21 protein-coding genes and 1 pseudogene are annotated in these 21,075 nt (G+C 73.7%); 5 read left to right on the top strand and 17 right to left on the bottom strand.

All coding sequences use genetic code 11. The annotated features are described in order from the left end of the window. The 4 genes and pseudogenes from ABD944_RS20265 to ABD944_RS20250 all read right to left on the bottom strand — a co-directional run. A pseudogene (locus ABD944_RS20265) lies at positions 1-1,467 on the bottom strand (hypothetical protein); the annotation flags it as partial. Positions 1,468-1,497: 30 nt separating this feature from the next. After that, positions 1,498-1,944 carry a hypothetical protein gene (locus ABD944_RS20260; protein ID WP_345178678.1) on the bottom strand — a complete coding sequence of 149 codons (447 nt, stop codon included), beginning with the start codon at positions 1,942-1,944 and terminating at the stop codon, positions 1,498-1,500. Next, positions 1,941-2,465: an RNA polymerase sigma factor gene (locus ABD944_RS20255; RefSeq protein WP_345178676.1), complete on the bottom strand. Its 525-nt coding sequence runs from the start codon at positions 2,463-2,465 to the stop codon at positions 1,941-1,943. The genes ABD944_RS20260 and ABD944_RS20255 overlap by 4 nt, the downstream gene beginning before the upstream one ends. A gap of 33 nt (positions 2,466-2,498) precedes the next feature. Beyond that, a complete protein-coding gene (locus tag ABD944_RS20250) occupies positions 2,499-3,689 on the bottom strand; it encodes a S8 family peptidase (RefSeq protein WP_345178674.1) in 1,191 nt (396 codons plus the stop codon). Between the two features lie 329 nt (positions 3,690-4,018). Here ABD944_RS20250 and ABD944_RS20245 point away from each other — a divergent pair, with 329 nt between their 5' ends. From ABD944_RS20245 to ABD944_RS20235, 3 genes are all read left to right on the top strand, one after another. Continuing rightward, on the top strand, positions 4,019-4,513 hold the full coding sequence (locus tag ABD944_RS20245) for a DUF3145 domain-containing protein (protein WP_185026294.1): 495 nt from the start codon (positions 4,019-4,021) through the stop codon (positions 4,511-4,513). 146 nt (positions 4,514-4,659) lie between these two features. After that, positions 4,660-5,487 carry an alpha/beta fold hydrolase gene (locus ABD944_RS20240; protein ID WP_345178672.1) on the top strand — a complete coding sequence of 276 codons (828 nt, stop codon included), beginning with the start codon at positions 4,660-4,662 and terminating at the stop codon, positions 5,485-5,487. Next, positions 5,471-6,628: a SpoIIE family protein phosphatase gene (locus ABD944_RS20235; RefSeq protein ID WP_345178670.1), complete on the top strand. Its 1,158-nt coding sequence runs from the start codon at positions 5,471-5,473 to the stop codon at positions 6,626-6,628. Before ABD944_RS20240 ends, ABD944_RS20235 begins: the two co-directional genes overlap by 17 nt. Before the next feature lie 126 nt (positions 6,629-6,754). On the opposite strand, the gene ABD944_RS20230 is transcribed toward ABD944_RS20235, so the two are convergent. The 10 genes from ABD944_RS20230 to ABD944_RS20185 form a co-directional block, all read right to left on the bottom strand. Next, on the bottom strand, positions 6,755-8,062 hold the full coding sequence (locus ABD944_RS20230) for a beta-ketoacyl-[acyl-carrier-protein] synthase family protein (protein ID WP_345178668.1): 1,308 nt from the start codon (positions 8,060-8,062) through the stop codon (positions 6,755-6,757). Positions 8,063-8,140: 78 nt separating this feature from the next. Further along, positions 8,141-8,395, bottom strand: a complete 255-nt coding sequence (locus tag ABD944_RS20225; RefSeq protein ID WP_345178665.1) for an acyl carrier protein — start codon at positions 8,393-8,395, stop codon at positions 8,141-8,143. Positions 8,396-8,450: 55 nt separating this feature from the next. After that, positions 8,451-9,419 (bottom strand): beta-ketoacyl-ACP synthase III, encoded by a 969-nt coding sequence (locus tag ABD944_RS20220; protein ID WP_345178663.1) that lies wholly within the window; start codon positions 9,417-9,419, stop codon positions 8,451-8,453. Continuing rightward, positions 9,416-10,345, bottom strand: coding sequence for an ACP S-malonyltransferase (locus tag ABD944_RS20215; RefSeq protein ID WP_345178662.1), 930 nt, complete (start codon positions 10,343-10,345; stop codon positions 9,416-9,418). The genes ABD944_RS20220 and ABD944_RS20215 overlap by 4 nt, the downstream gene beginning before the upstream one ends. A gap of 175 nt (positions 10,346-10,520) precedes the next feature. Then, the gene (locus ABD944_RS20210) at positions 10,521-11,648 is read right to left on the bottom strand and encodes a PucR family transcriptional regulator (RefSeq protein ID WP_378189031.1); all 1,128 of its coding nucleotides are present in this window, start codon (positions 11,646-11,648) and stop codon (positions 10,521-10,523) included. Between the two features lie 115 nt (positions 11,649-11,763). Next, positions 11,764-12,789, bottom strand: coding sequence for an alpha/beta hydrolase (locus ABD944_RS20205; RefSeq protein WP_345178659.1), 1,026 nt, complete (start codon positions 12,787-12,789; stop codon positions 11,764-11,766). Positions 12,790-13,176: 387 nt separating this feature from the next. Beyond that, on the bottom strand, positions 13,177-13,323 hold the full coding sequence (locus tag ABD944_RS20200) for a hypothetical protein (RefSeq protein ID WP_345178658.1): 147 nt from the start codon (positions 13,321-13,323) through the stop codon (positions 13,177-13,179). Beyond that, positions 13,316-14,263, bottom strand: coding sequence for an alpha/beta hydrolase (locus ABD944_RS20195; RefSeq protein WP_345178655.1), 948 nt, complete (start codon positions 14,261-14,263; stop codon positions 13,316-13,318). The genes ABD944_RS20200 and ABD944_RS20195 overlap by 8 nt, the downstream gene beginning before the upstream one ends. A 151-nt stretch (positions 14,264-14,414) precedes the next feature. Then, positions 14,415-15,080: a response regulator gene (locus ABD944_RS20190; protein WP_345178654.1), complete on the bottom strand. Its 666-nt coding sequence runs from the start codon at positions 15,078-15,080 to the stop codon at positions 14,415-14,417. Further along, positions 15,077-16,354 (bottom strand): sensor histidine kinase, encoded by a 1,278-nt coding sequence (locus tag ABD944_RS20185; protein WP_345178652.1) that lies wholly within the window; start codon positions 16,352-16,354, stop codon positions 15,077-15,079. Before ABD944_RS20185 ends, ABD944_RS20190 begins: the two co-directional genes overlap by 4 nt. Before the next feature lie 84 nt (positions 16,355-16,438). Here ABD944_RS20185 and ABD944_RS20180 point away from each other — a divergent pair, with 84 nt between their 5' ends. Continuing rightward, positions 16,439-17,467 carry a PHP domain-containing protein gene (locus tag ABD944_RS20180; protein WP_345178651.1) on the top strand — a complete coding sequence of 343 codons (1,029 nt, stop codon included), beginning with the start codon at positions 16,439-16,441 and terminating at the stop codon, positions 17,465-17,467. 3 nt (positions 17,468-17,470) lie between these two features. Here the strand turns inward: ABD944_RS20180 and ABD944_RS20175 are convergent, their stop codons facing one another. Beyond that, positions 17,471-18,103, bottom strand: coding sequence for a nucleotidyl cyclase domain-containing protein (locus ABD944_RS20175; protein ID WP_345178649.1), 633 nt, complete (start codon positions 18,101-18,103; stop codon positions 17,471-17,473). Between the two features lie 147 nt (positions 18,104-18,250). Here ABD944_RS20175 and ABD944_RS20170 point away from each other — a divergent pair, with 147 nt between their 5' ends. After that, the gene (locus ABD944_RS20170; protein WP_345178647.1) at positions 18,251-18,475 is read left to right on the top strand and encodes a DUF397 domain-containing protein; all 225 of its coding nucleotides are present in this window, start codon (positions 18,251-18,253) and stop codon (positions 18,473-18,475) included. A gap of 4 nt (positions 18,476-18,479) precedes the next feature. Here the strand turns inward: ABD944_RS20170 and ABD944_RS20165 are convergent, their stop codons facing one another. Together ABD944_RS20165 and ABD944_RS20160 are read right to left on the bottom strand one after the other, a co-directional pair. Continuing rightward, the gene (locus ABD944_RS20165; protein ID WP_345178645.1) at positions 18,480-19,481 is read right to left on the bottom strand and encodes an extracellular catalytic domain type 2 short-chain-length polyhydroxyalkanoate depolymerase; all 1,002 of its coding nucleotides are present in this window, start codon (positions 19,479-19,481) and stop codon (positions 18,480-18,482) included. Between the two features lie 9 nt (positions 19,482-19,490). Then, on the bottom strand, positions 19,491-20,819 hold the full coding sequence (locus ABD944_RS20160; protein ID WP_345178643.1) for a tannase/feruloyl esterase family alpha/beta hydrolase: 1,329 nt from the start codon (positions 20,817-20,819) through the stop codon (positions 19,491-19,493). Positions 20,820-21,075: the final 256 nt, after the last annotated feature.

The following is a 21,075-nucleotide window of genomic DNA, read 5'->3' as shown; positions in this document are numbered from 1 at the left end:
GTCGGCCGTCCGGTCGACGTCGAGGGCGCGCAGCGCGTCCAGCACCTCGGCCCGCGCGGGGTCCTTGGGCGGGCGGACGCGGACTGGCCGGGCGATCGCCCGACGCCGCTCCTCCACGGCGAGCAGTTCCCGCGCCGACCCGGACAGGCGGAGCCCGAGCTCCGCCAGCTCCGCGGCGAGCCCCGCCGCGCGGGCGCGCAGGTCGAGCGCGTCCAGGGCCTCCGCGTGCTCCTCGGTCACCTCAAGCCCTGCCTTGACCGCCGCCAGCGCGCCCTTGCGGGCGTCGCGGGAGGAGTGTTCGAGGGCCGTCGCGTGCCAGGCGGCGATCCTGCCCGAGGCCGGGCCGCTCGTCCGCCGGACGGAGGCCAGCAGATGCCCCGCCGGCCGGCCCAGCGACAGCGCCACGCGCGCGGCGACGATGCGGGCCTCGTCGGCGGCGTCCGCCCAGCCGCCGGCGTCCAGCCGTTCCGCCGCGGCCGCGGCCGAACGCAGCAGGACGGGGGAGCGTTCACCGGACGCCCACCGGGCCTTGAGCAGCACGTGCTCGGCCAGCAGCGCCCATCCGGCGCGCTGCTGTTCGGTGAACGTCGTGCGGGCCAGCTCCGCCGCCACCGTGGCCTCCTCCGCGTTGCCGTCGGCCAGTTCGGCGTGGGCGAGCAGGAGGTATCCGTCAGCCGTGTCGCACCGGTACCCGTTCGCGGTGGCCGCGTCCAGGGCGGCGGTGAGGACGGGACGCGCCTCACCCGGCAGACCCGCCATGATGAGCGTCTCCGCCTGGTCGAACCGGCACTGCGCCAGGCGCTCCCCGGTCAGGCCCTGCTCGGCCTCCGCGAAGAGACGGAGCGCGCGCGGGACGTCCCCCCGCCGCGACACCGTGAAGGCCAGGTTCCCCTTCGCCATGGCCGTCTGGTGGCGTAACGCGGCGGCCTCGCCGACGGCGACGGCCTCGGCCAGCGCCTCCTCCGCGCCGTCGTAGTCACCGCGGAACACCCGCGCCAGGCCGAGGTTGGTGAGCAGACCGCTGAGCGCGGCGGGGTCGTGCCCCGCGCGTAAGCGGGGCAAGGCCCGCACCGCGACGTCGTGCGCCTCTTCCAGACGTCCGGCCCGTGCCAGAGCGCCCGCCTTGTTCGCGGCCAGGCGGTCGGCGTCGGGCCCGTGCAGGACGGTCTCCGCCCGCCTCGCCTGGGCGAGCGCCTCGGTGACGTCGCCGCTCGCCGTGAGCAGCCCGACGAGGTTCATCCGCACCTGCGCCGCCGCGTACGCGTCGGACCCGGAGGCCAGTTCCAGGGCGCGCCGGAGGAAGGCGAGGCCTTCGTCGAGCCTGCCCAGTTCCTTGGCGGCCAGACCGGCCACGCGCAGCGGCAGGATCCCGCCGCCGTCCTCCAGCAGCGCGAGCGCCCGCGTGAAGGCGGTCGCGGGATCCGTCGCCGCCATCCGCAGCAGGACGCCTTCATCCCGCCCGCTCATTCGTCCGGCCCGCTCATTCGTCCCGTCCGGTCACAGCCGGATCCAGCTCGTGACGATCGACGTGCCGTCGTCCAGCCGCAGGATCAGGCTCACCAGCCCGGCCGGCACGCGCGGCAGCCAGAACATCCCCGCCGGCTCCGTGCGCGCCGTGATCCCGCCCGGCGGCAGGTCGCGGTGGCGGACCTCGACGAGCGCCGCCGCGGGCGGGACGAGCCGCCCGTGGATCTCCCGGAACCGGCCGTCCGGCGCCACCTCGATCTCGACCGCCGCGTCCGGGCAGGTGAAGGTCAGCGTCCGGGCCGGGCCGCCCCGCACCCCCGCCGCGCGGCCGCCCAGGTCGTGCTCCAGTTCCGCCAGCCGCGCGGCCGGCGCCCGCCACGCGATCGACGCGCGGGCCGCCGCGAGCACGGCCGCCGGCACCGGGTCGAGGATCTGGAACGTCGCGCGGACTCCCGCCATCAGCTCGTCGTCGTTCACGAGACCAGCCTTCGCAGCGACTCCAGGCAGCGCGCCCGCGTCGGGCCCACGCTGCCGACGGGGATCCCGAGGGCGGCGGCCAGCTCGGCGTGGCTCGGCGCGAGCGCGAACAGCCGCAGCAGCGTCCGGCAGCGCAGCGGCAGCCGCTCCAGCGCCGCGCCGACCAGGCCGAGCCGCTCGCGCGCCGCGACCACCCGCGCCGGATCGGGCTCCGGTTCGCGCGGCGCGGGCACGGACGGGAGCGCACGGCCGCGCCGGCGCGCCAGCCGTAAGCTCTCGTGGCGCGCCGTCGTGGCCAGCCAGCATGTCGCCGCGGCGGGCTCGCGGAGCTCGTCGATCCGCTCCACCAGCCGCAGCCACGTGGTCTGCACCGCGTCGCCCGCGTCGGCGTCGTTCAAACCGTACGAGCGAGCGATCGACCACAGCAGCCCGCTGTGCCGCTCGACCAGCCGGGCCCACGCGTCGCCGTCGCCGTCGCGTGCCCGGATTATCAGCTCGTCCGTATCGTCCCTACGGGCCACCGAAGTCTCCTCCTGAGGCCCCCCGCTCCCCCTTCACCCTATGGCATCGATCGATGACGCGCTGTGCACTTCGGTGCCGAGACCCGGAAGAACCGGGTGCCGCGCGGGATCGAGCACGCGATCGGCCGCCTCGGCCGCCCCGATGTCCTCGTGCGCGGCGAGGGCGGCGATCCGCCCCGCCACGACCGGCGTCGCGAACGACGTCCCGCTCCATGTGGCGTAGCCGTCGAACCGGTCGGGATCGGAACCGCTCACCGCGGGGCGGGGGCCGTCGAACCGGACGAAGGCGCTGGCCACGCCGACGCCCTGCGCGCACGCGTCCACCCACCAGCCGTGGTTGGAGAACCAGGCCCGGTCGTCGCCGTCCAGCGCGGCGACGCCGATGACCGGCTTCATCGCGGCGGGCCAGAACGGGCGGTCCGTCGCCGCGTTCCCCGCGCACGCCACGACGACCGTGCGGCGGCCGAGCGCCGCGACCGCCTGGGAGAGCACCGGCGAGGGGCGGTCGTCGTAGGTGTGGCAGCCGAGCGAGAGGTTGACGACGTCGGCGCGGCCCCAGGCGGCGAGCCACTCCAGCGCCCGGATCACGTCCAGCTCGTCGCCGATCCCGTGGCCGTCGATGACGCGGCGGGCCCGCAGGACGGCGGACGGCGCCTGGGACAGCACCACGCCCGCGATGAACGTGCCGTGCCCCGCCTGCGCGTCGAGCGCGAAGTCCAGATCGGCGTCCAGGACCTCCGCCACCTCGTCGCGCTGCTCGCGGTACCACTCCTCGCCCTCGTACCAGGGGTGCGGCGACAGGCCGGTGTCCAGGATCGCGACCGTCACGTCCCGCCGGACCGGGCCGCCCCGCGGCGCGGGCACGGGAGGGGCGGGGCGGGGCAGGTCCGCGGGCCCGCTCCACCACATCGGCTGGCCGAGGACGAGGTGGTTCGGCGCCGCGCTCAGCCTCCGGTGCCGCCGGTCGGCGCTGCCGAGGACGGCCGCGAGCTCGCACACGTCGACCTTCGCGGGGGCGCGCAGCCGCAGCCGCGTGACGCCGCCCTCGTCGTCGCGCGAGTCGTACCAGCGCCGGACCAGCGACTCGGCCGCGCCGGCGTCACGCCCCGCGACCAGGATCTCGTCCCGGCGGATCAGCGCCGGCCGCCCCGGCAGCGGCTCCACGACGACCGCGTCCGCGTGCCGGGCCAGCACCCGCTCCAGCCGCGCCTGTTGATCGAACATCGAACCTCGCCTCCGCCGAACCGACCCTTTCGCTCATCGTGGCGAACCGATGACGCTCCGTGCCTGGAACGAGCGGAAGATGGCCGATGGTGGCATGCGTGACGAGTCTCACCCGGGAGGGGAGGCACACCCGCGTCCCCCTCGCAATAGTGGATCTTGACGGAGGCGCCGGGTGAACGATGTGCATCCTGTGTTCAAGCGTTCAACAAACTGCGAACTCACGGTGGTGCGACTCCGGCCGATGATGCACAATGAGGGACGCGGACGCCGACTTGGGACGTACGAGGCCGTAGGGGAAGACGAGCCTCGGTACAGATCCAGGAGGTCCGGTGACCGCACGTGGCGTTTTTTACGTCCACTCCGCGCCACCTGCGCTGAGCCCGCACATCGAGTGGGCCGCCGCAGGTGTTCTCGGGGTGCCCGTTTCCCTTGAGTGGGCAGATCAGCCGGCCGCGCCCGGAACGCTGCGCGCCGAGCTTCATTGGGAGGGCAGGCCCGGCACCGCCGCGGGCATCACCTCCGCGCTGCGCAACTGGAAACTGGTGCGGTTCGAGGCCACCGAGGATCCGACGCCCGGCACCGACGGCGTCCGCTTCAGCTTCACCCCGACCCTCGGGGTGTTCACGGGGGTCATCGGCGCCAGCGGCGACATCATGGTCCCCGAGGACCGGCTCCGCGCGGTGATGGCGAACGCCGCCGTCGGCAAGGCCACGCTGGAGCAGGAGCTCGACCGGCTGCTCGGCACGCCGTGGGACAACGAGCTGGAGCCCTTCCGCCGGGCCGGCGACGGCGCCCCCGTCCGCTGGCTGCACGCCGCCGTCTGACGGTCCCGCGGCGCGGCCGGCGCCGCCCGCCCGGAGCGCGTACCCGTCCCGCGACTCGTACGCTCCCGTGGCCGGGAGGCGAGCACGCCCGCCGCCGGGCGGCCCCGTGAGGTGTGGAAACGGGGAGCCCGGGGCACGTTGGGGAGGTGTCCGCTTTGACCCGCAACAACGTGCAGGACCTGGGCCGACGGTCGGGGCAGCCCATGCTCTTCGCGCACGGGTTCGGCTGCGACCAGACGATGTGGCGGCTCACCGCGCCGGCCTTCGAGGCCGACCATCGGGTCCTCCTCTTCGACCACGTCGGGTTGGGGAACTCGGACATGTCGGCCTACTCGGCCGACCGGTACGGCACCCTGGAGGCCTACGCCGAGGACGTGCTGGACATCGTCCACGAGCTGGACCTGCACGACGTGATCTTCGTCGGGCACTCCGTCAGCGCGATGATCGGGGTGCTGGCGGCGAACAAGGAGCCCGGTCGCTTCGCCCGTCTGGTGCTGGTCGGCCCCTCGCCCCGCTACGTCGACGACGGGGAGTACGTCGGCGGGTTCACCGGCGCCGACATCACCGAGCTCCTGGAGTCGCTGGAGAGCAACCATCTCGGCTGGTCCAGCCGGATGGCGCCGCTGATCATGGGGAATCCGGAGCGGCCCGAGCTGGGCCGGGAGCTGACCAACGCCTTCTGCCGCACCGATCCCGACGTCATGCGGCAGTTCGCGCGCGTGACCTTCCTGTCCGACAACCGGGCCGACCTGCCCGGGCTGAGCGTCCCGACCCTGCTCCTGCAGTGCTCGGAGGACATCATCGCCCCGGAGGCGGTGGGGGACTACGTGCACCGCGCCATCCCCGGAAGCGAGCTGGTGCGGCTGCGCGCGACGGGGCACTGCCCCAACCTGAGCGCGCCCGAGGAGACGATCGCGGCGATCAAGGCCTTTCTGCGGAAGGCTCCGAGTGGCCCCGATGTCCGGCGCGGATGACGAACTCGCCCGCCTCCGGGACCTCTACGAGCACGCGCCCTGCGGCTACCTGTCGCTGCGCCCGCCCGGGACGATCACCAGGGTCAACCAGACGTTCCTGGACTGGACGGGCTACCGCGCCGACGACCTGCTCGACGGCACGCGCTTCCAGGAGCTGCTCCCCGTCGGGGACCGCATCTACTACGAGACGCACTTCGCGCCGCTGCTGACCATGCAGGGCGAGGTCCACGAGATCGCCGTCGACCTGAAGTGCGCGGACGGCGAGCGGCTGCCCGTGCTGGTCAACTCGACGCTGCGCCCGGAGGAACCGGACGGGGCCCCCGCCGTCCGGGTGTGCGTCTTCCGCGCCATCGACCGCCGGGAGTACGAGCGGGAGCTCCTGCACGCCCGCCGGCGCGCGCGGGACTCGGAGGCCCGCGCCCGGCAGCTCGCCGAGACCCTGCAGCGCAGCTTCATCCCGCCCGCGCTGCCGCTCGTCCCCGGACTGGAGGCGGGCGGCGCCTACCGCCCGGCCGGCGCCGGCGACGAGGTGGGAGGGGACTTCTACGACCTGTTCGAGATCTCTCCCACCCGGTGGGGGCTGGTGCTGGGGGACGTGTGCGGCAAGGGGGCCGGGGCCGCGGTGGTGACGAGCCTGGCCCGGTACACGGTGCGGGCGGTCGCCACGGAGACCGAGTCGCCCGCCGACGTCCTGCGGAAGCTGAACTCGTCCCTGCTGGGCCACGGCGCGGAGCGGTTCTGCACCGCCGTCTACGCGGGCATCGAGTGCGGCCCGCACGGCAAGCCGCTCCTCACCGTCTCGCTCGGCGGTCATCCCGCGCCGCTTCTGGTCGCCTCCTCCGGGGAGGTGCGGCGCGTCGGCCGCCCCGGCGACCTGCTCGGCATACTCGACGACGTGGTGCTGGCCGACGAGTCCGTGGAGCTGCGGTCCGGCGACTCCGTCCTGTTCTTCACCGACGGCGTCAGCGAGGCGCGCCGCGACCGGGAGTTCTTCGGCGAGGACCGGCTCGCCGGGCTGCTGTCCGACGCGCGGGGCCTCGACGCAGGCGCCATCACCGGCCGGATCGTCGACCGCGTCGTCGGTTTCCAGAACGGCGTGCCGCGCGACGACATCGCGCTCGTCACCCTCAGGGTCCCGTAGGCCCCGATCAGAGGCCGCAGCGGTCACGGCCGGCCCTCGGCGGCGGGACGGGTGCGCACGCGCGGGGCCTGCGCATGCGTGAACGGCCCGGCGGGAGAACCCGGCCGGGCCGTTCGACGAGGACCGTCAGAGAGCGCGCTGGAAGGCGACCGACACGTTGTGCCCGCCGAATCCGAACGAGTTGTTGAGCGCCGCCGCCGGACCGTCCGGGAGCTTGCGCGGCTCGTCGCGCGCGATGTCGAGGTCGACCTCGTCGTCGAGGTCCTCCAGGTTGGCCACGAACGGGACGCGGCCCTCCTTGAGCGCGAGGACCGTGAAGATCGACTCAAGCGCGCCCGCGCCGCCGAGCAGGTGCCCGGTCATCGACTTGGTCGCGGTGATGACCACCTGGCGCGCGGCCTCCTCGCCGAGCCCCGCCTTGATGGAGGCGAGCTCCGCGACGTCCCCGGCGGGCGTGGAGGTGGCGTGCGCGTTGATGTGCACCAGGTCGGAGGGCTCCAGGCCCGCGTCCTTGAGGGCCCGCTGCATCGCCTTGGCCTGCCCCGAGCCGGACGGGTCGGGCAGCACGATGTCGTAGGCGTCGCCGGAGTAGCCGCAGCCCGCGGCGATGCCGTGAATCTCCGCGCCGCGGGCGCGGGCGTGCTCCTCGGATTCGAGGATCATCACGGCGGCGCCCTCGCCGAGCACGAAGCCGTCGCGGTTCTTGTCGTAGGGGCGGGACGCGCGCGACGGCTCCTCGTTGCGGGTCGACATCGCGCGCATGGCCCCGAACGAGGCCATCTGCAGCGGGTGTATGCACGACTCGGTGCCGCCGCAGATCACCACGTCGGCGCGGCCCGCGCGGATCATGTCGATGGCGTACCCGACGGCCTCGCCGCTGGACGCGCAGGCGCTGACCAGCGCGTGCGAGCCGGCCATCGCGCCGAACTCGATGCCGACGTGCCCGGAGGCGCCGTTCGGCATCAGCATCGGGACGGTGAAGGGCGAGACCCGCGACCAGCCCTTCTCCCGGAAGACGTCATAGCTGTTGAGGGCGGTGTGCAGGCCGCCGATGCCGCTGGACAGCACCACGCCGAGGCGCTCGCCGTCCACGGTGTAGCCGCCCTCGACCCCGGGGCGCTCCATGCCCTTCTGCCCCTTGCCGCCCGCCGGCACGGCGAACCCGGCGGACGTCCACGCCTCCCGCGCCGCGATCAGCGCGATCGCCTGGTTGCGGTCGAGCCGCCGCAGGTTCTGCTTCGGCATCACCTCGGACGGGTCGACCTTCAGGGTCGCGGCGAACTGGACCGGCAGGTCCTCGACCCCCTCCCAGTCCAGTTTGCGGATACCGGACTCGCCGGCGAGCAGGGCGGACCAGGTCGACGGCATGTCGCCGCCGAGTGGGGTCGTTGCACCGAGACCGGTCACGACGACCCTGGTCTGGCTCTTGCTCATAGTGCGTGCTCCTTGCGGACTGTGAGGGGAGGAGGAAGGGCGCGCCGCCTCCCGGGTGGCGGCGCGCCCTCCCGCGGCTCAGCTCTGCAGGTTCTGGACGAAGTTGACGACGTCCTTGACCGTCTTCAGGTTGCGCAGCTCGTCGTCGGGGATCTCGACGTTGAACCGGTCCTGGGCGGCCACCGCGATCTCCACCATCGACAGGGAGTCGATGTCGAGGTCGTCGATGAAGTTCTTCTCCGGGGTCACCTCGGACTTGTCGATCCCGACGATCTCGTCGATGATCTCGGCGAGGCCGTCCAAGATCTCCTGTTCGGTGGCGACTGCTTTCATGTTCAGGGTTCTCCTTCGGTGGGTTGGTCCAGAGCCTGCGAGCAGGCGTGACGGCCTACGGGATCTGGATGACTTGGGCAGCGTAGGACAGCCCGGCGCCGAACCCGACCAGCAGGGCCGGGGCGCCGGACGGCACGTCGCCGCGTTCGATCATTCGGGACAGCGCCAGCGGGATCGAGGCGCCCGAGGTGTTGCCGGACTCCACGATGTCGGTGGCGACGACGGCGTTGGACGCCTTCACCTTGCGGGCGATCGCCTCGATGATCCGCAGGTTGGCCTGGTGCGGGACGACGGCGGCGAGTTCCTCGGGCTTGACCCCGGCCCGCTCGCACGCCTGGAGCGCGATCGGCGCGATGGCGGTGGTGGCCCAGCGGAAGACCGCCTGCCCCTCCTGCCGGATGAACGAGTTGCGGTCATCAATGATGATCTTGTCGTACTTGTCGCCGGCGCTGCCCCACACGACGGGGCCGATCCCGGGCGCCTCGCTGGGCGCGACGACCGCCGCGCCCGCGCCGTCGGCGAAGATGATGCAGGTGGAGCGGTCGGTCCAGTCGATCCACTGGGACATCTTCTCGGCGCCGACCACCAGCACGTTGCGGGCGCTGCCGGCCCGGACCGCGGCGCTGGCGGTGCCGAGCGCGTAGCAGAAGCCGGCGCAGGCGGCGTTGAGGTCGAAGGCGCCGGGCGCCTCGATGCCGAGGCGGTGCGCGACCTGCGCGGCGTGGCCCGGCATCGGCGTCTCCGCCGAGCAGGTCGCCAGGATCACCAGGTCGATGTCGGAGGGCGCGAGGCCGCTGTTCGCCAGCGCCTTGCCGGCGGCGTGCACGCCGAGCTCGACGATGCCCTCGTCGTCGCCGGCGATGCGCCGCTCGGAGATGCCGACGCGGCTGCGGATCCACTCGTCGTTGGTGTCGACGGTGCTCGCGAGGTCGTCGTTGGTGACGATGCGGGCGGGGCGGTAGTCGCCGAACGCGAGGACGCGGGCGCCGGGCGCCGCCTCGGGGATGGTGAGTCCGGCGGTCATGACGCGTCCGCCTCGATCAGCTCGCGGGCCTTGTCCAGGTCGGCGGGGGTCTTGAGGGCGACCAGCTCGATTCCCTTCAGCTCGCGCCGGGCCAGCCCGACGAGCGTCCCGGCGGGCGGCAGCTCGATGATCGCGGTGACGCCGAGCTCGCGCATGGTCGCCATGCACGCGTCCCAGCGGACGGGGGCGCTGACCTGCTCGACGAGCCGGGCGACGAATTCGCGGCCGTTCTCGACGACGGCGCCGTCGCGGTTCTGGAGCAGCTTCGCCCGCGGGTCGGCGACGGGCACGCCGGGCGCGAGGCGGCGCAGGGCGCCGACGGCGGGCTCCATGTGCTCGGTGTGGAAGGCGCCCGCGACCGACAGCGGCCGCAGGCGCGCCTTGGCGGGCGGCTCGTCGGCGAACTTCGCGAGGCGCTCGGTCGTCCCGGCGGCGACGACCTGGCCGGCGCCGTTGACGTTGGCGGGGGTGAGGCCGTGCTTGTCGATCGCGGCGAGGACCTCGTCGGCGTCGCCGCCGAGCACGGCCGTCATGCCGGTCTCGGTGACGGCGGCGGCCTCGGCCATCGCCCGGCCCCGCTCCCGGACGAGGACCAGTGCGGCCTCGGGGGTGAGCACCCCGGCGATCGCGGCGGCGGCCAGCTCGCCGACGCTGTGACCGGCGACGGCGTCGGGCCCGGTCCGGCCGCCCGGGGCGCCGTCGTAGAGGGCCTCGGACGCGGCGATCGCGGCGGCGACCAGCAGCGGCTGCGCGACCGCGGTGTCGCGGATCTCCTCGGCGTCCGCGGACGTCCCGTAGCGCACCAGGTCCAGACCCGTGACCGCCGACCACCAGGCGAACCGGTCGGCGACGCCGGGTTTCTCTAGCCATGGCTGCAGGAAGCCGGGGGTCTGGGCGCCCTGGCCGGGCGATGCGAGGAGAATCACAGCGTCCAGCCTGCCGTCATGTGCCCGCGCCCACGATGCCGATCACGACGAACTTTGGTCTTGGCGCTTTGTACGACCCCTACAAGAAACCCTGGTGAGCGCCTGTAGCCCCGGCTGAGACCCTCGGTGCGACGCTCCTCACTCCCGGGCCGTCCTCGCTACCCGGTCGTTCTGGCTACCCGGTCGTCCTGGCGGCGCGGGCGTGGAAGCGGCCGAGGACCAGGGCGATGCGGAGCGTGAAGGCGTTGCGGCCGTCGGTGGGGGCCAGGCCGGTCAGCTCGGCGACGCGGCGCAGCCGGTAGCGGACGGTGTTGGGGTGGACGAACAGGAGCCGGGCGGTGGCCTCCAGCGACGATCCCTGTTCGAGGTAGGTGGTGAGCGTGTCCAGGAGCGGGGCGCCGGCGGCGAGCATCGGGTTGTAGACGCTCTCCACCAGGTAGCCGCGCGCGTCGTCGTCGCCGTCGAGGGCGCGCTCGGGGAGGAGTTCGGTGGCGAGGACGGGGCGGGGCGCGTCCGGCCACCCGGACGCGGCGCGCAGCCCGGCGACGGCGGCGCGGGCGGAGACCGTGGACTCGTAGAGGTCGGCGACCTGCGGGCCGACGACGACCGGGCCGGGCCCGCACTTGGCGGCGATCGGGCGGGCGGCGTCCATGGGGTCGGTGTCACCGCCGACGATCACCACGACCCGGTGCCCCTGGACGCCGGCCAGCACGTCGGCGCGGGCGCGGCGCGCGGCCAGCTGCATCTGGTCGATGGTGACCTCGGGCTCCTCGTCCTCCGGGGTGAAGCCGGCGATGACGGTGACGGGCTTGGACGTCCAGCCGAGCGCGGCGGCCCAGGAGTGCATGCCGTCGTCGACCTCGTCGCGCAGCACCGCGTTGACGACGAGGGCCTCCAGGCGGGCGTCCCAGGCGGCGCGCGTCTCGGCGGCGCGGGCGTAGACCTGGGCGGCGCCGAACGCCACGTCGCGGGTGTAGCGCAGGATGGCCTCGCGCAGCTGGGCCTCCCCGCCGGGCGCGGCCAGCTCGTCCAGCCGGGTCTCCACCACGTCGATGATGACGCGGATCATGTCGATGGTGTGCTGGAGCTTGATGGAGCGCAGCAGCTCGCGGGGCGCGGTGCCGAACACCTCGCCGGCGATGGCGGGGCGGGTGCGCTCGTTGCTCTTGAACCACTCCACGAACGCGGCGATGCCGGCCTGCGCCACGAGGCCGATCCAGGAGCGCTGGTCGGCGGGCATGCGCCGGAACCAGGGGAGCTGCTCCTCCATGCTGGTCAGCGCCGCGGTGCCGAACGTCCCCATCGCCTTCTCCAGACGCTGGGTGGTCTGCTCGCGGATCTCGGCCTCGTTCGCGGTGTTCACCACAACAGAGTGCCACTCCACCCGCGGTGTCCTGGCCGGAAGCGCTCAAACCGGGTCAGCCGCGGGTCACCGCGGAGGCGCGTCCGAGCGCGATGTCGGTGAGGTTGCGCAGCGACGCCGAGCCCGGGGCGAGGTAGTCGCTGTGGCCCCCGTGCCCGGCGTCGAAGACCCGGGCGCCGAACCTCGCGGAGACCGGGTCGGGGCCGAGCCCGAGCCCGAGGAACCGCACGTGCGGGACGTCCTCCATCCAGTCGGTCGCGCCCCGGCCCGCCCACACCCGGGTCGACCCGCCCAGCCTGGACGCCGACCACGTGGTCGTCCCCGGGCTGCCGTAGAGGGCGATGTCGGTGACCTGCCTCCAGGCGGCGCCGTTGGAGCCGCCCAGGGCGGCCCGGCCGCAGACCACCGAGCCGTAGCTGTGGCAGAGGAGGCCCACGCTGGCGCCCGGGTTGACCTGGTGGACGCCCTTCATGAACTTGCGGAGCTGGACGGCGCCCTCGGCGGCCCGCTCGGCGGTGAGGACGTCGCTGCTGAACGTCTTGGGCGCCGCGTAGCCGAGCCAGGCGACGACCGCCAGTCCGGGCTGGGGCGACAGGGAGCGGGCCTGCTGGTAGACGGCGCGCGCCCCCCCGCCGGGCGTCGACCAGGGTTTGCCGCCCCGCTTGTCGAACGCGGAGAGCGTGGTGTCCGCGCCGGGGACGAGCACCGCGACGCGCCGTGCCCGGGTGAGGTCGCCGACGACCTCGATGGCCCGCCCGCGGCCGCGCGGGTCGAAGTAGAGGAACCGGCGTCCGGGCTGGAGGAACGCGCCCAGCGTTCTCCGCCGGTCGGTGTCGCCGAGCTTCTCCGCGGTCTTGAGGGCCTCCTCGATGGAGCGGCGCTCGGCGGCGTACCGGACGTCCAGCGTCGACGGCGCCATCCCGGGGACCGCGACGGGCGCCGCGTAGGGGTCGGCATGGCCCGTCCCGGCGGTCGTCATCATCACCACCCCGATGGACGCGGCGGCGGCGGTGGCCCGGCGGAAGCGGCGGGCGCGCCGTCGCGCGGGGCGCGGCGAGGTCGTCGTGAGGTGCGGCGGCATCGGCGCCTTTCTACCATCGAAGATCGTTCAGCGTGTCGGGCTCACCCCCCGGTGGATCAGGAGACGCCTCTGGTGAAGTACGGGCCGGGGACCGGGTTGGTTCCCCGCGATCGTGTTCCGCGCGTGCCGCCGCGGTCGCGGGAAGGCGGCGGCCCGTGCCCCGCCGGCGGCGAGCGCGCCGCCGGGGGCGACCAGCCACGCGAGGCGCTCGGCGATCCATTCCGGCTGGTCGGGAACGGTGTGCGACCCCTCAAGGCTACCGAACGCGAACAGTGCCCCCACGGTGACGGTGAGCAATGCGGGCTGGTGCCAGAGGCAGATCGCCATCGCGGACCGGTTGGCCGCCGCGACGGCCGATCGCGCCCGGGCGTGTCGCGGCCGGCGGGGTCAGGGCCCGTGCAGCAGCGTCGCCACGTAGACGCAGAGGAACCACACCGAGTATCCACCGATGAGGTAGAACACGGTGAGCGTCTGCCGGGCGTCCACGGCCCGGTCGCGGTTCTCGTCTTCGCCGGGGCTCCGGTCCTCAGGCACGGGTGACCTCCGCGTCGCGGCCGAGAGCGATCAGGGCGAGGTTGCGCAGCGCGAGGGAGCCGGGCTTCAGGTAGCCGCTGTGGGGACCCGTCCCGGCGTCGAAGCGCAGGGCGCCGAAGCCGGGCGAGACGGGATCGGCGCCGAACCCCAGCCCGGCGAACCGGACGTGGGGGACGTACCTCACCCAGTCGCCCTTCGCCCGCCCCGCCCAGACCCGCGCCGGCGTCCTGAGGTCGGAGACGCGGCGCAGGGTGGTGCCGGGGCTGCCGAACAGGACGATGTCGTCCACCGGCAGGGGCGCCAGGCGCCGGGCGGCCCTGCCGCAGACCACCGAGCCGTAGCTGTGGCAGAGCAGGGCGAACCGGGCCCGCCCGTTCACCGCGTGCACGCCCGCGAGGAGGCGCTGGAGACCCCGCGCGCCCTTCTCCGCACGTCCGCTGGTCAGGGCGTCGGCGCTCAGCGTCGAGGGGGAGTCGTAGCCGAGCCAGGCGATGACGGCGATCCGCGCGCCGGGCGCGGCGGCGCGGGCCTGCCGGTAGAGCGCCCGGCTGCCGCCGCCGACGAACTTGGGCGAGTCGTAGTTGGCCAGCGAGTTGTCCGCGCCGGGCACGACCACCGCGATCCGGTCGGCGTGCCTGAGGTCGCCCAGGACCTCCACAGCGCGCCCGCCGCCTCGCGCGTCGAACGACAGGAACCGCCGGTCCGGCCCCGCGAAGGCGGACAGGGCCCGCGTCCGCCCCTCGTCATGGACGCGCGCCGCGGTGGCCAGGGCGCGCGTGATGTCCCGGCCGGCCGCCTGGAAGCGGGCGTCGAGAGCCGGCGCCGACAGGGCGGGGGCCGGTGCCGGCGGCGCGTACACCTCGGCGTGCCCCGCGGCGGCCGTCGAGCCGGCCGCGGCCAGCACCGAAACGGCGGCGACGGTCCTGCGAACGCTGGGCATCCGGCGGTTCCTTCCTGGTCAGTGGAGTGGAGCACTGATCAGGAAGGTAGGAATCGGACGTGTCAGCGCGCATCGGCCGACGGTGCCGTCCCGTGCCGTGCGCCCCCGGTATGACGGGATGAGCCCCCGGTATGACAGGACGCGGCCGGCGTCAGTCGCCGGGCCGCACCAGCCCCACCTCGTAGGCGTAGACGATCGCCTGCGGGCGGTCGCGCAGCCCGAGCTTCATCAGGATCCGCCCGAAGTGCGTCTTGACGGTCTGCTCGGCGACGACGAGCCGCCCGGCGATCTCGCCGTTGGACAGGCCGCGCGCCACCAGCGCGAGCACCTCGGTCTCCCGCTCGGTCAGCTCCTCCAGCCGCTTGCGGGACGGCGCGCGCGGGCCCCCGAGCCGGGAGAACTCCGCGATGAGCCGCCGCGTCACCGACGGGGACAGCAGCGCGTCGCCCGCCGCCACCACCCGCACCGCGTCGGCGAGCTCGGTCGCGGACGCGTCCTTGAGCAGGAACCCGCTGGCGCCGGCCCGCAGCGCCTCGTAGACGTAGTCGTCCAGGTCGAACGTCGTCAGCATGAGGACCTTGGGGGCGCCGTCCCCGGCGCCGGCGAGCAGCCGGCGGGTCGCCTCCAGGCCGTCCATGACCGGCATCCGCACGTCCATCAGCACCACGTCGGGGCGCACCTCGGCGACGCGGCGCAGCCCCTCCGCGCCGTCCGCGGCCTCGCCCGCGACCTCGATGTCGGGCTGGGCGTTCAGCAGCACGCCGAAGCCGGTGCGCACCATCCCCTGGTCGTCGACGATCACGACCCGGATCGTCACGTCGCCTCCCGCGCCTTCACCGGCAGCGATGCGGTCACGGCGAATCCTCCCTCGGACGTGGGGCGGGCGGTCAGCTCGCCGCCCAGCGCGGCGGCCCGCTCCCGCATCCCGACCAGCCCGTGGCCGCCGCCGGGAAGCGGCGGAACGGACCCCGGCCCGCCTGCGGGCGGACCGTTGACGACGCCGAGCCACACTATGCCGCCCTCACAGGACGCCTCGACCTCGACGCGGGAACCGGGCGCGTGCCGCATGGCGTTGCTCAGCGCCTCCTGGAGGATCCGGTACGCGGTGAGCCCCACGCCGGGGGGCAGTCCCGCCAGGTCGCCGTCCAGCCGGGTCTCGACGCGCAGCCCGGCGCCGCGCGCGTTGCCGACGAGCTCGTCCAGCCGCTCCAGGCTGGGCTGCGGGGCGGTGTCGGCGCCGTCCTCCGAGCGCAGCACGCCGAGGATGCGGCGCAGCTCCGTCAGCGCGTCCAGCGCGGTCGCGCGGATCTCGGCGAGGTCGCGGCGCGTCTCGTCCGGGACGGTCTCGACCTTGTACGGGGCGGCCTCCGCCTGGATGGCGATCATCGACATGTGGTGGGCGACGACGTCGTGCAGCTCCCGCGCGATCCGCTGCCGCTCGGTCAGCACCGCCTCGGCGTCCTGGTGCCGCTTCTCCTGCTCGGCCAGCTCGCGCCGCGACGTCTGCCGGACGCGGACCGCGTACCCCACCGCCAGCGGCAGCAGGAGCAGCACCGACGCCCCGGCCCCGGACGCCGGGTCCTTGATCCACACTCCGGCGAACGAGATGATCGCGACGCCCAGCGTGACGTCGCGCGAGCAGCGCACCGCGACCGTGTACAGGGTCGCGACCGCCGCGAACGAGCCCGCCGGGACGTAGGGGACGGTCAGCCAGTCGCCGACGTCGATCAGCGCCATCGCCAGGAAGCTCAGCCGCCACGCGCCGAGCGGGTGGCGGTCCCGCAGCGCCAGCGGCGCCGTCACCGCGACGGCGATGAAGAACTTCGTCCCGTCGGAGACGTAGAGGCCGCGCCGCATCGTCTCGGTGGACAGCAGCGACACCGTCCCGGCGACGAGCCCGGCGGTGAGGGCCAGCCCGAACAGGTTCGCCACCAGCCCGTAGGGCAGCCGCCCCACCCCGACGTACCGCGTCCAGCGCAGCAGCAGGGGCCACGGCCGGTTCAGCGGCGCCGGTTCGGCTCTGCCGGTCACGGCGGCGGCGAGCAGCACGTCCCGCAGGACGCCGCGCAGCGTCACATTCTCCCCGGCCATGGGCTCCAGGCTAGGGAGCCCCGGTCTCGCTCGGATGACACCGTGGTGGGACGTGCCGGGTCATACCTGGGTACGGTGCGAGACGTGGAGCCCGTCGAAGCCCTGCGCCGCATCGCGTTCCTGCTGGAGCGCGCCCACGAGCCGACCTACCGCGTGCGGGCGTTCCGCACGGCCGCCGACCTCGCTGAGAGGACGGCCCCGGACGAGCTGGCCGGCCGCGCGCGCGACGGGACGCTCACCGCGCTGCCCGGCATCGGCAAGGTCACCGCCCTGGTGATCGAGGAGGCGCTGCGCGGCGAGACCCCCGTCTACCTGCGCCGGCTGGAGGCCACCGAGGGGGAGCCGCTGGACGAGGCCACGGCCGCGCTCCGCTCCGCTCTCAGGGGCGACCTGCACACCCACAGCGACTGGTCCGACGGCGGGTCCCCGATCCTGGAGATGGCCGAGACGGCCCGCTCCCTGGGCCACGAGTACCTCGCGCTCACCGACCACTCGCCGCGCCTGAAGGTCGCGAACGGCCTGTCCGCCGACCGTCTGCGCCGCCAGCTCGACGTCGTCGCCGAGCTCAACGCCTCCCTGGCGCCGTTCCGCATCCTCACCGGCATCGAGGTCGACATCCTGGAGGACGGCGCGCTCGACCAGGAGCCCGAGCTCCTCGACCGCCTCGACGTCGTCGTCGCCAGCGTGCACTCCAAGCTCCGCATGGACCGCGTCGCCATGACCAAGCGGATGGTCGCGGCGATAGCGAACCCGCGCGTGAACGTCCTCGGCCACTGCACCGGGCGCATCGTGAAGGCCGGCGGCAGGCGCGGCGGCCTGCGCCCGGAGTCGGAGTTCGACGCGGCGCTCGTCTTCGACGCCTGCGCCGCCTACGACGTCGCCGTCGAGATCAACTCCCGCCCGGAGCGCCTCGACCCGCCGAAGCGCCTGCTGCGCCTGGCGGTGGAGGCGGGCTGCCGCTTCTCCGTCGACTCCGACGCCCACGCGCCCGGGCAGCTCGACTGGCAGCCGTTCGGCTGCGAGCGGGCCGCCCGGTGCGGGGTGCCGGCGTCGCGGGTCGTCAACGCGCTCCCCGCCGACGACCTCCTCGCCTGGACGCGCGCGAAGCTCTGACGGTCAGCGAGGCCTCCGGTGGATGTGCCCGCGGAACGAGGCGCCCTTGGCGATGATCTCCACGGGAGAGAACTCCTCCGGCGCCAGGCCCTCGAATCCGGTCTCGACGATGTCGCTGTAGAGGGACGAGGAGACGATCAGAGCCATCTCGCGGGCGGGGTCGGCGCGCAGTTCGTCCCGCAGCTCCTGCGAGTCGAGGAGCCGGGAGACGACGATCGGAGCCTGGCCCACCGCCCCGAAGAGCCCGTCGGACAGGGGGCCGTGGTGCATCGCCACCCGCAGCCTGATCGGCGGCCTGCGCTGCCGGTTGAGCTCGGCCAGCGCGGCGGCCAGCGCGCGCGGATAGGACACGAGCACCAGCAGCCCGTCGGTGTCGGGCGGAAGGATCGCCATCTCGCCGTCGCCGCCGACCTGCCGCAGCCAGGCCCGCCGGTCGAGACCGGCCGCGGCCGCCGCGCTCTCCAGGACCTCGTGCAGATCGAGCTGGACCTGTTTCTGCTGTGCCGTGCTCAGCTTGCTGTAGCCCTCGATGTCGACCGCGATGAGAAAGTGATACGTCAGTCGATCGGTCACCGGGACGGTGAACGGCACGTCCGCCGCGTCCGTCGCCGCCATGTTCGCCGCTGCGCCGCTCATCCGCTAACCCGGCGGGTGACCTGGCGTTCGTAATACCCCGGTTCTCATCACACCTCTGCCTTCGGTCATGGCCGACGCGCCCACTGCCCCCTCTTCGTATGTTGCGCGCCCGCCAGGGCGTACTAGCAGAACATTGAATCTCCGTTAATGACAACGACGTCTCATGGTGCCGCCCTCGAATGGCGTAAGAGCACCCGTAGCGCCTCCGGTGACGAATGCGTCGAACTGGCCGCCGGCATTGCCGCCGGCGGCCGGGATCCGGTCGTGCTCGTCCGCGATTCCAAGGCGCCCGCCGGAACGGTTCTCCGCTTCGGTGGCGCCGAGTTCGCCGCCTTTCTGGGACGGGTGGGACGCGGCGAACTCGACCCGTGAGGCGTCAGCCGCCGAGGGCGTGGACCATCCGCATGATGGTCTCCACCTGCTTGCCGCCCTTCATGTCGTAGGCGGTGTCGCCGCCGTAGCCCCACCAGTTCCAGCAGCCCTGCGGGTTGCCGCCCAGCCAGCTGGACGCGGTGGCCTGCGGATACAGGACGATCATGCCGTTGGTGTCGGCGTACTCGTTGAGGTGGGTCTTCGTCGCGAACGCGTTCCCGACGACGCCGCGCCCCTGCTGGCAGCCGTGCAGCGCCACCATCAGCCTGCACGTCCCCGAGCGGCAGCTCGCCGGGATGTAGGCGAAGCCCGTCGCGTCCATGCTGATGGACGAGGCGCTCCCGCCCGGCGCGTAGGCGTTCTGGTCGAACTCCATGAGCGTGCCGCCGGGCGAGGGCGCGGGCGATGCCACGGACCCGAACAGGTGCCCCAGCATCGAGCGCTCAGGGTCGTCGCCGCACTTGTTGATGTAGGGGGTGTAGGTGGCCGAGCAGGGGTTGGGGCCGAGCGGGCTCACCCAGGCGTGCCCGGACGGCGAGGTCCTCGTGTAGGAGACGGCGGCCCCGAAGTCCTGGTAGAACCCGGCGAGGTCGTCGTTCACCGACTGCTTCACCGTCGAGTCGTTCGTCCCGTGGTAGATCCACACCGGGTGCCCGGCCAGGTTGCTCACCGGATCCACACGTCCCTGCGCCGAGCGGTCGCGGGCCGTCCGCTCCAGTTCCGCGGGGGCGTCGTCGTAGAGGTCGTTCATGCACGCGAGCTGCGCGGTCGTCACGTCGCCCCGCGCGCAGTGGTAGGGCCCGGCGGTGAAGATGCCGGCGCCCCGGAACGTCCCGGAGTAGGCGATGTGGAGCTGGTCGGCCATGTAGCCGCCGGACGAGACGCCGCTGACGTACGAGGCGCTGATCGAGTGGCGGGGAAGCGCGGCGGCGGCCGCGGACGCGGGCGACGCGCTGACGGTCGCTAAGGCGAGCGCGGCGGCCGCAACGAACGGGGTGGGTTTCATGGTGTTCCCCTAGCTGAGGGAGCAGGTGTTCACGGTGTCGCCCGATGCGGGGCGGGGGAGCGTGGCGCTCTTCGGTGGCGTGGTGCCGTGCTGTGTCCAGGACTCCAGGGCCGTGAACGCGGTGCGCATGCACGGCAGGAGCGGGCGCAGGCGGTCGGGGAAGGAGTCGTAGAGGCCGTCGACGTGGTTGGCGGCCTCCAGGCGGTAGTAGCGGTAGGGCGCCTTTCCCTTGGCGCGGACGAGCTTCGCGTAGACGTCGGAGTCGGTGCCGATGGGCAGGAGGGTGTCGTAGGTGCCGTGAAGGGTGATCAGGGGCTTGCGGATGCGGCCCGTGAGCGCCACGCGGGAGACGGCACGGTGGACGCTCCCCGGACGTGCGGCGTAGTCGTAGGCTGCCTCCTCTCCCGTGTAGGCGGGGTCGAATTCCTGGCGGTAGACGCGCTGGGTGAGCCCCCAGTAGACCTGGTCGTGGAACGGCCAGAGGAACTCCGAGCCGGGGGCGAGGCCCGCGTTCAGGAGTGCTTTGTGGGCGGACGGGTCGCCGGTGGCCGCGTAGGACGGGTAGGCGCGCAGCACCTGCGGCAGGTAGGTGAACAGGTTCGGGCCGCCGGCGCGCCAGAGCGTGCCCTCCGCGTCGATGCCGCCGTCGTAGAGCTCTGGGCGGTTCTCCAGCTGCCAGCGGACGAGGTATCCGCCGTTGGAGATCCCCGCCGCGTACGTGCGGCGCGGGGTGCGCCCGTACCGCTGCGCGACGACCCTCTTCGCGGCCCGCGTGAGCTGCGTGACCCGCTCGTTCCATTCGACGACGGCGTCGCCGGGGCGGCGGCCGTCCTTGAAGAACTCGGTGCCGCTGTTGCCCTTGTCCGTCGCTGCGTAGGCGTAGCCCTTGGCGAGCGCCCAGTCGGAGATGGTGAAGTCGTTGGCGTACTGCCGCCGGTTGCCGGGCGAGCCGGCGACGACGAGTCCGCCGTTCCAGCGCTCGGGCAGGCGGATGACGAACTGGGCGTCGTGGTTCCAGCCGTTGTTGGTGTTGAACGTCGAGGTGTCGGGGAAGTAGCCGTCCAGCTGGATGCCCGGCACCCCGGACGGGTTGCGCGTCCCGGCGGCGTGCAGCCCGGCCCAGTCGGCCGGGACGGTGTGGCCCGAGGCGGCCGTTCCCGCGGTCGTGAGGTCGCCGAGGCAGGCGGCCACCTGCTCCTCCGCCCCCGGCACCGCGAGCCCGGGCGCGCAGCCGGGGCTCAGCCGCGCGTCGGCCTGCGCGGCCAGGGGCGCGACCAGGGCCGCGGTGAGGGCGCCGGCCACGGTGCCGGCGGTAAGGGCGGGGCGGACGATGGGCATTCCGGCTCCTCGGGACGGACGTCAGATGCCCGCCATGGTGAGCGCCGCCTGTGACCGCTGCCACGTGGCCCGCACACATATCGCGTCGACCCGCCATGTGCCCGTGGTCGTGACCTGCGCGTGATGTGTCTCACACCCGTATCCGGCCGTCCGAATGTGGGTGCCGGTCACATGGTCCGGTCCGCGGGCGCCACCTAGCGTTCCCGGTCACGGCGGCCCGAGTGCGATTCGGGCCGTCCCCGACGAGCGCGAGGAG

Origin of the sequence: Actinomadura verrucosospora, assembly GCF_039540335.1 — a bacterium.
Lineage (GTDB): Bacteria > Actinomycetota > Actinomycetes > Streptosporangiales > Streptosporangiaceae > Spirillospora > Spirillospora verrucosospora.
The sequence above is the reverse complement of the archived record's forward strand: the minus strand, read 5'-3'. Positions and strand labels throughout refer to the sequence as shown.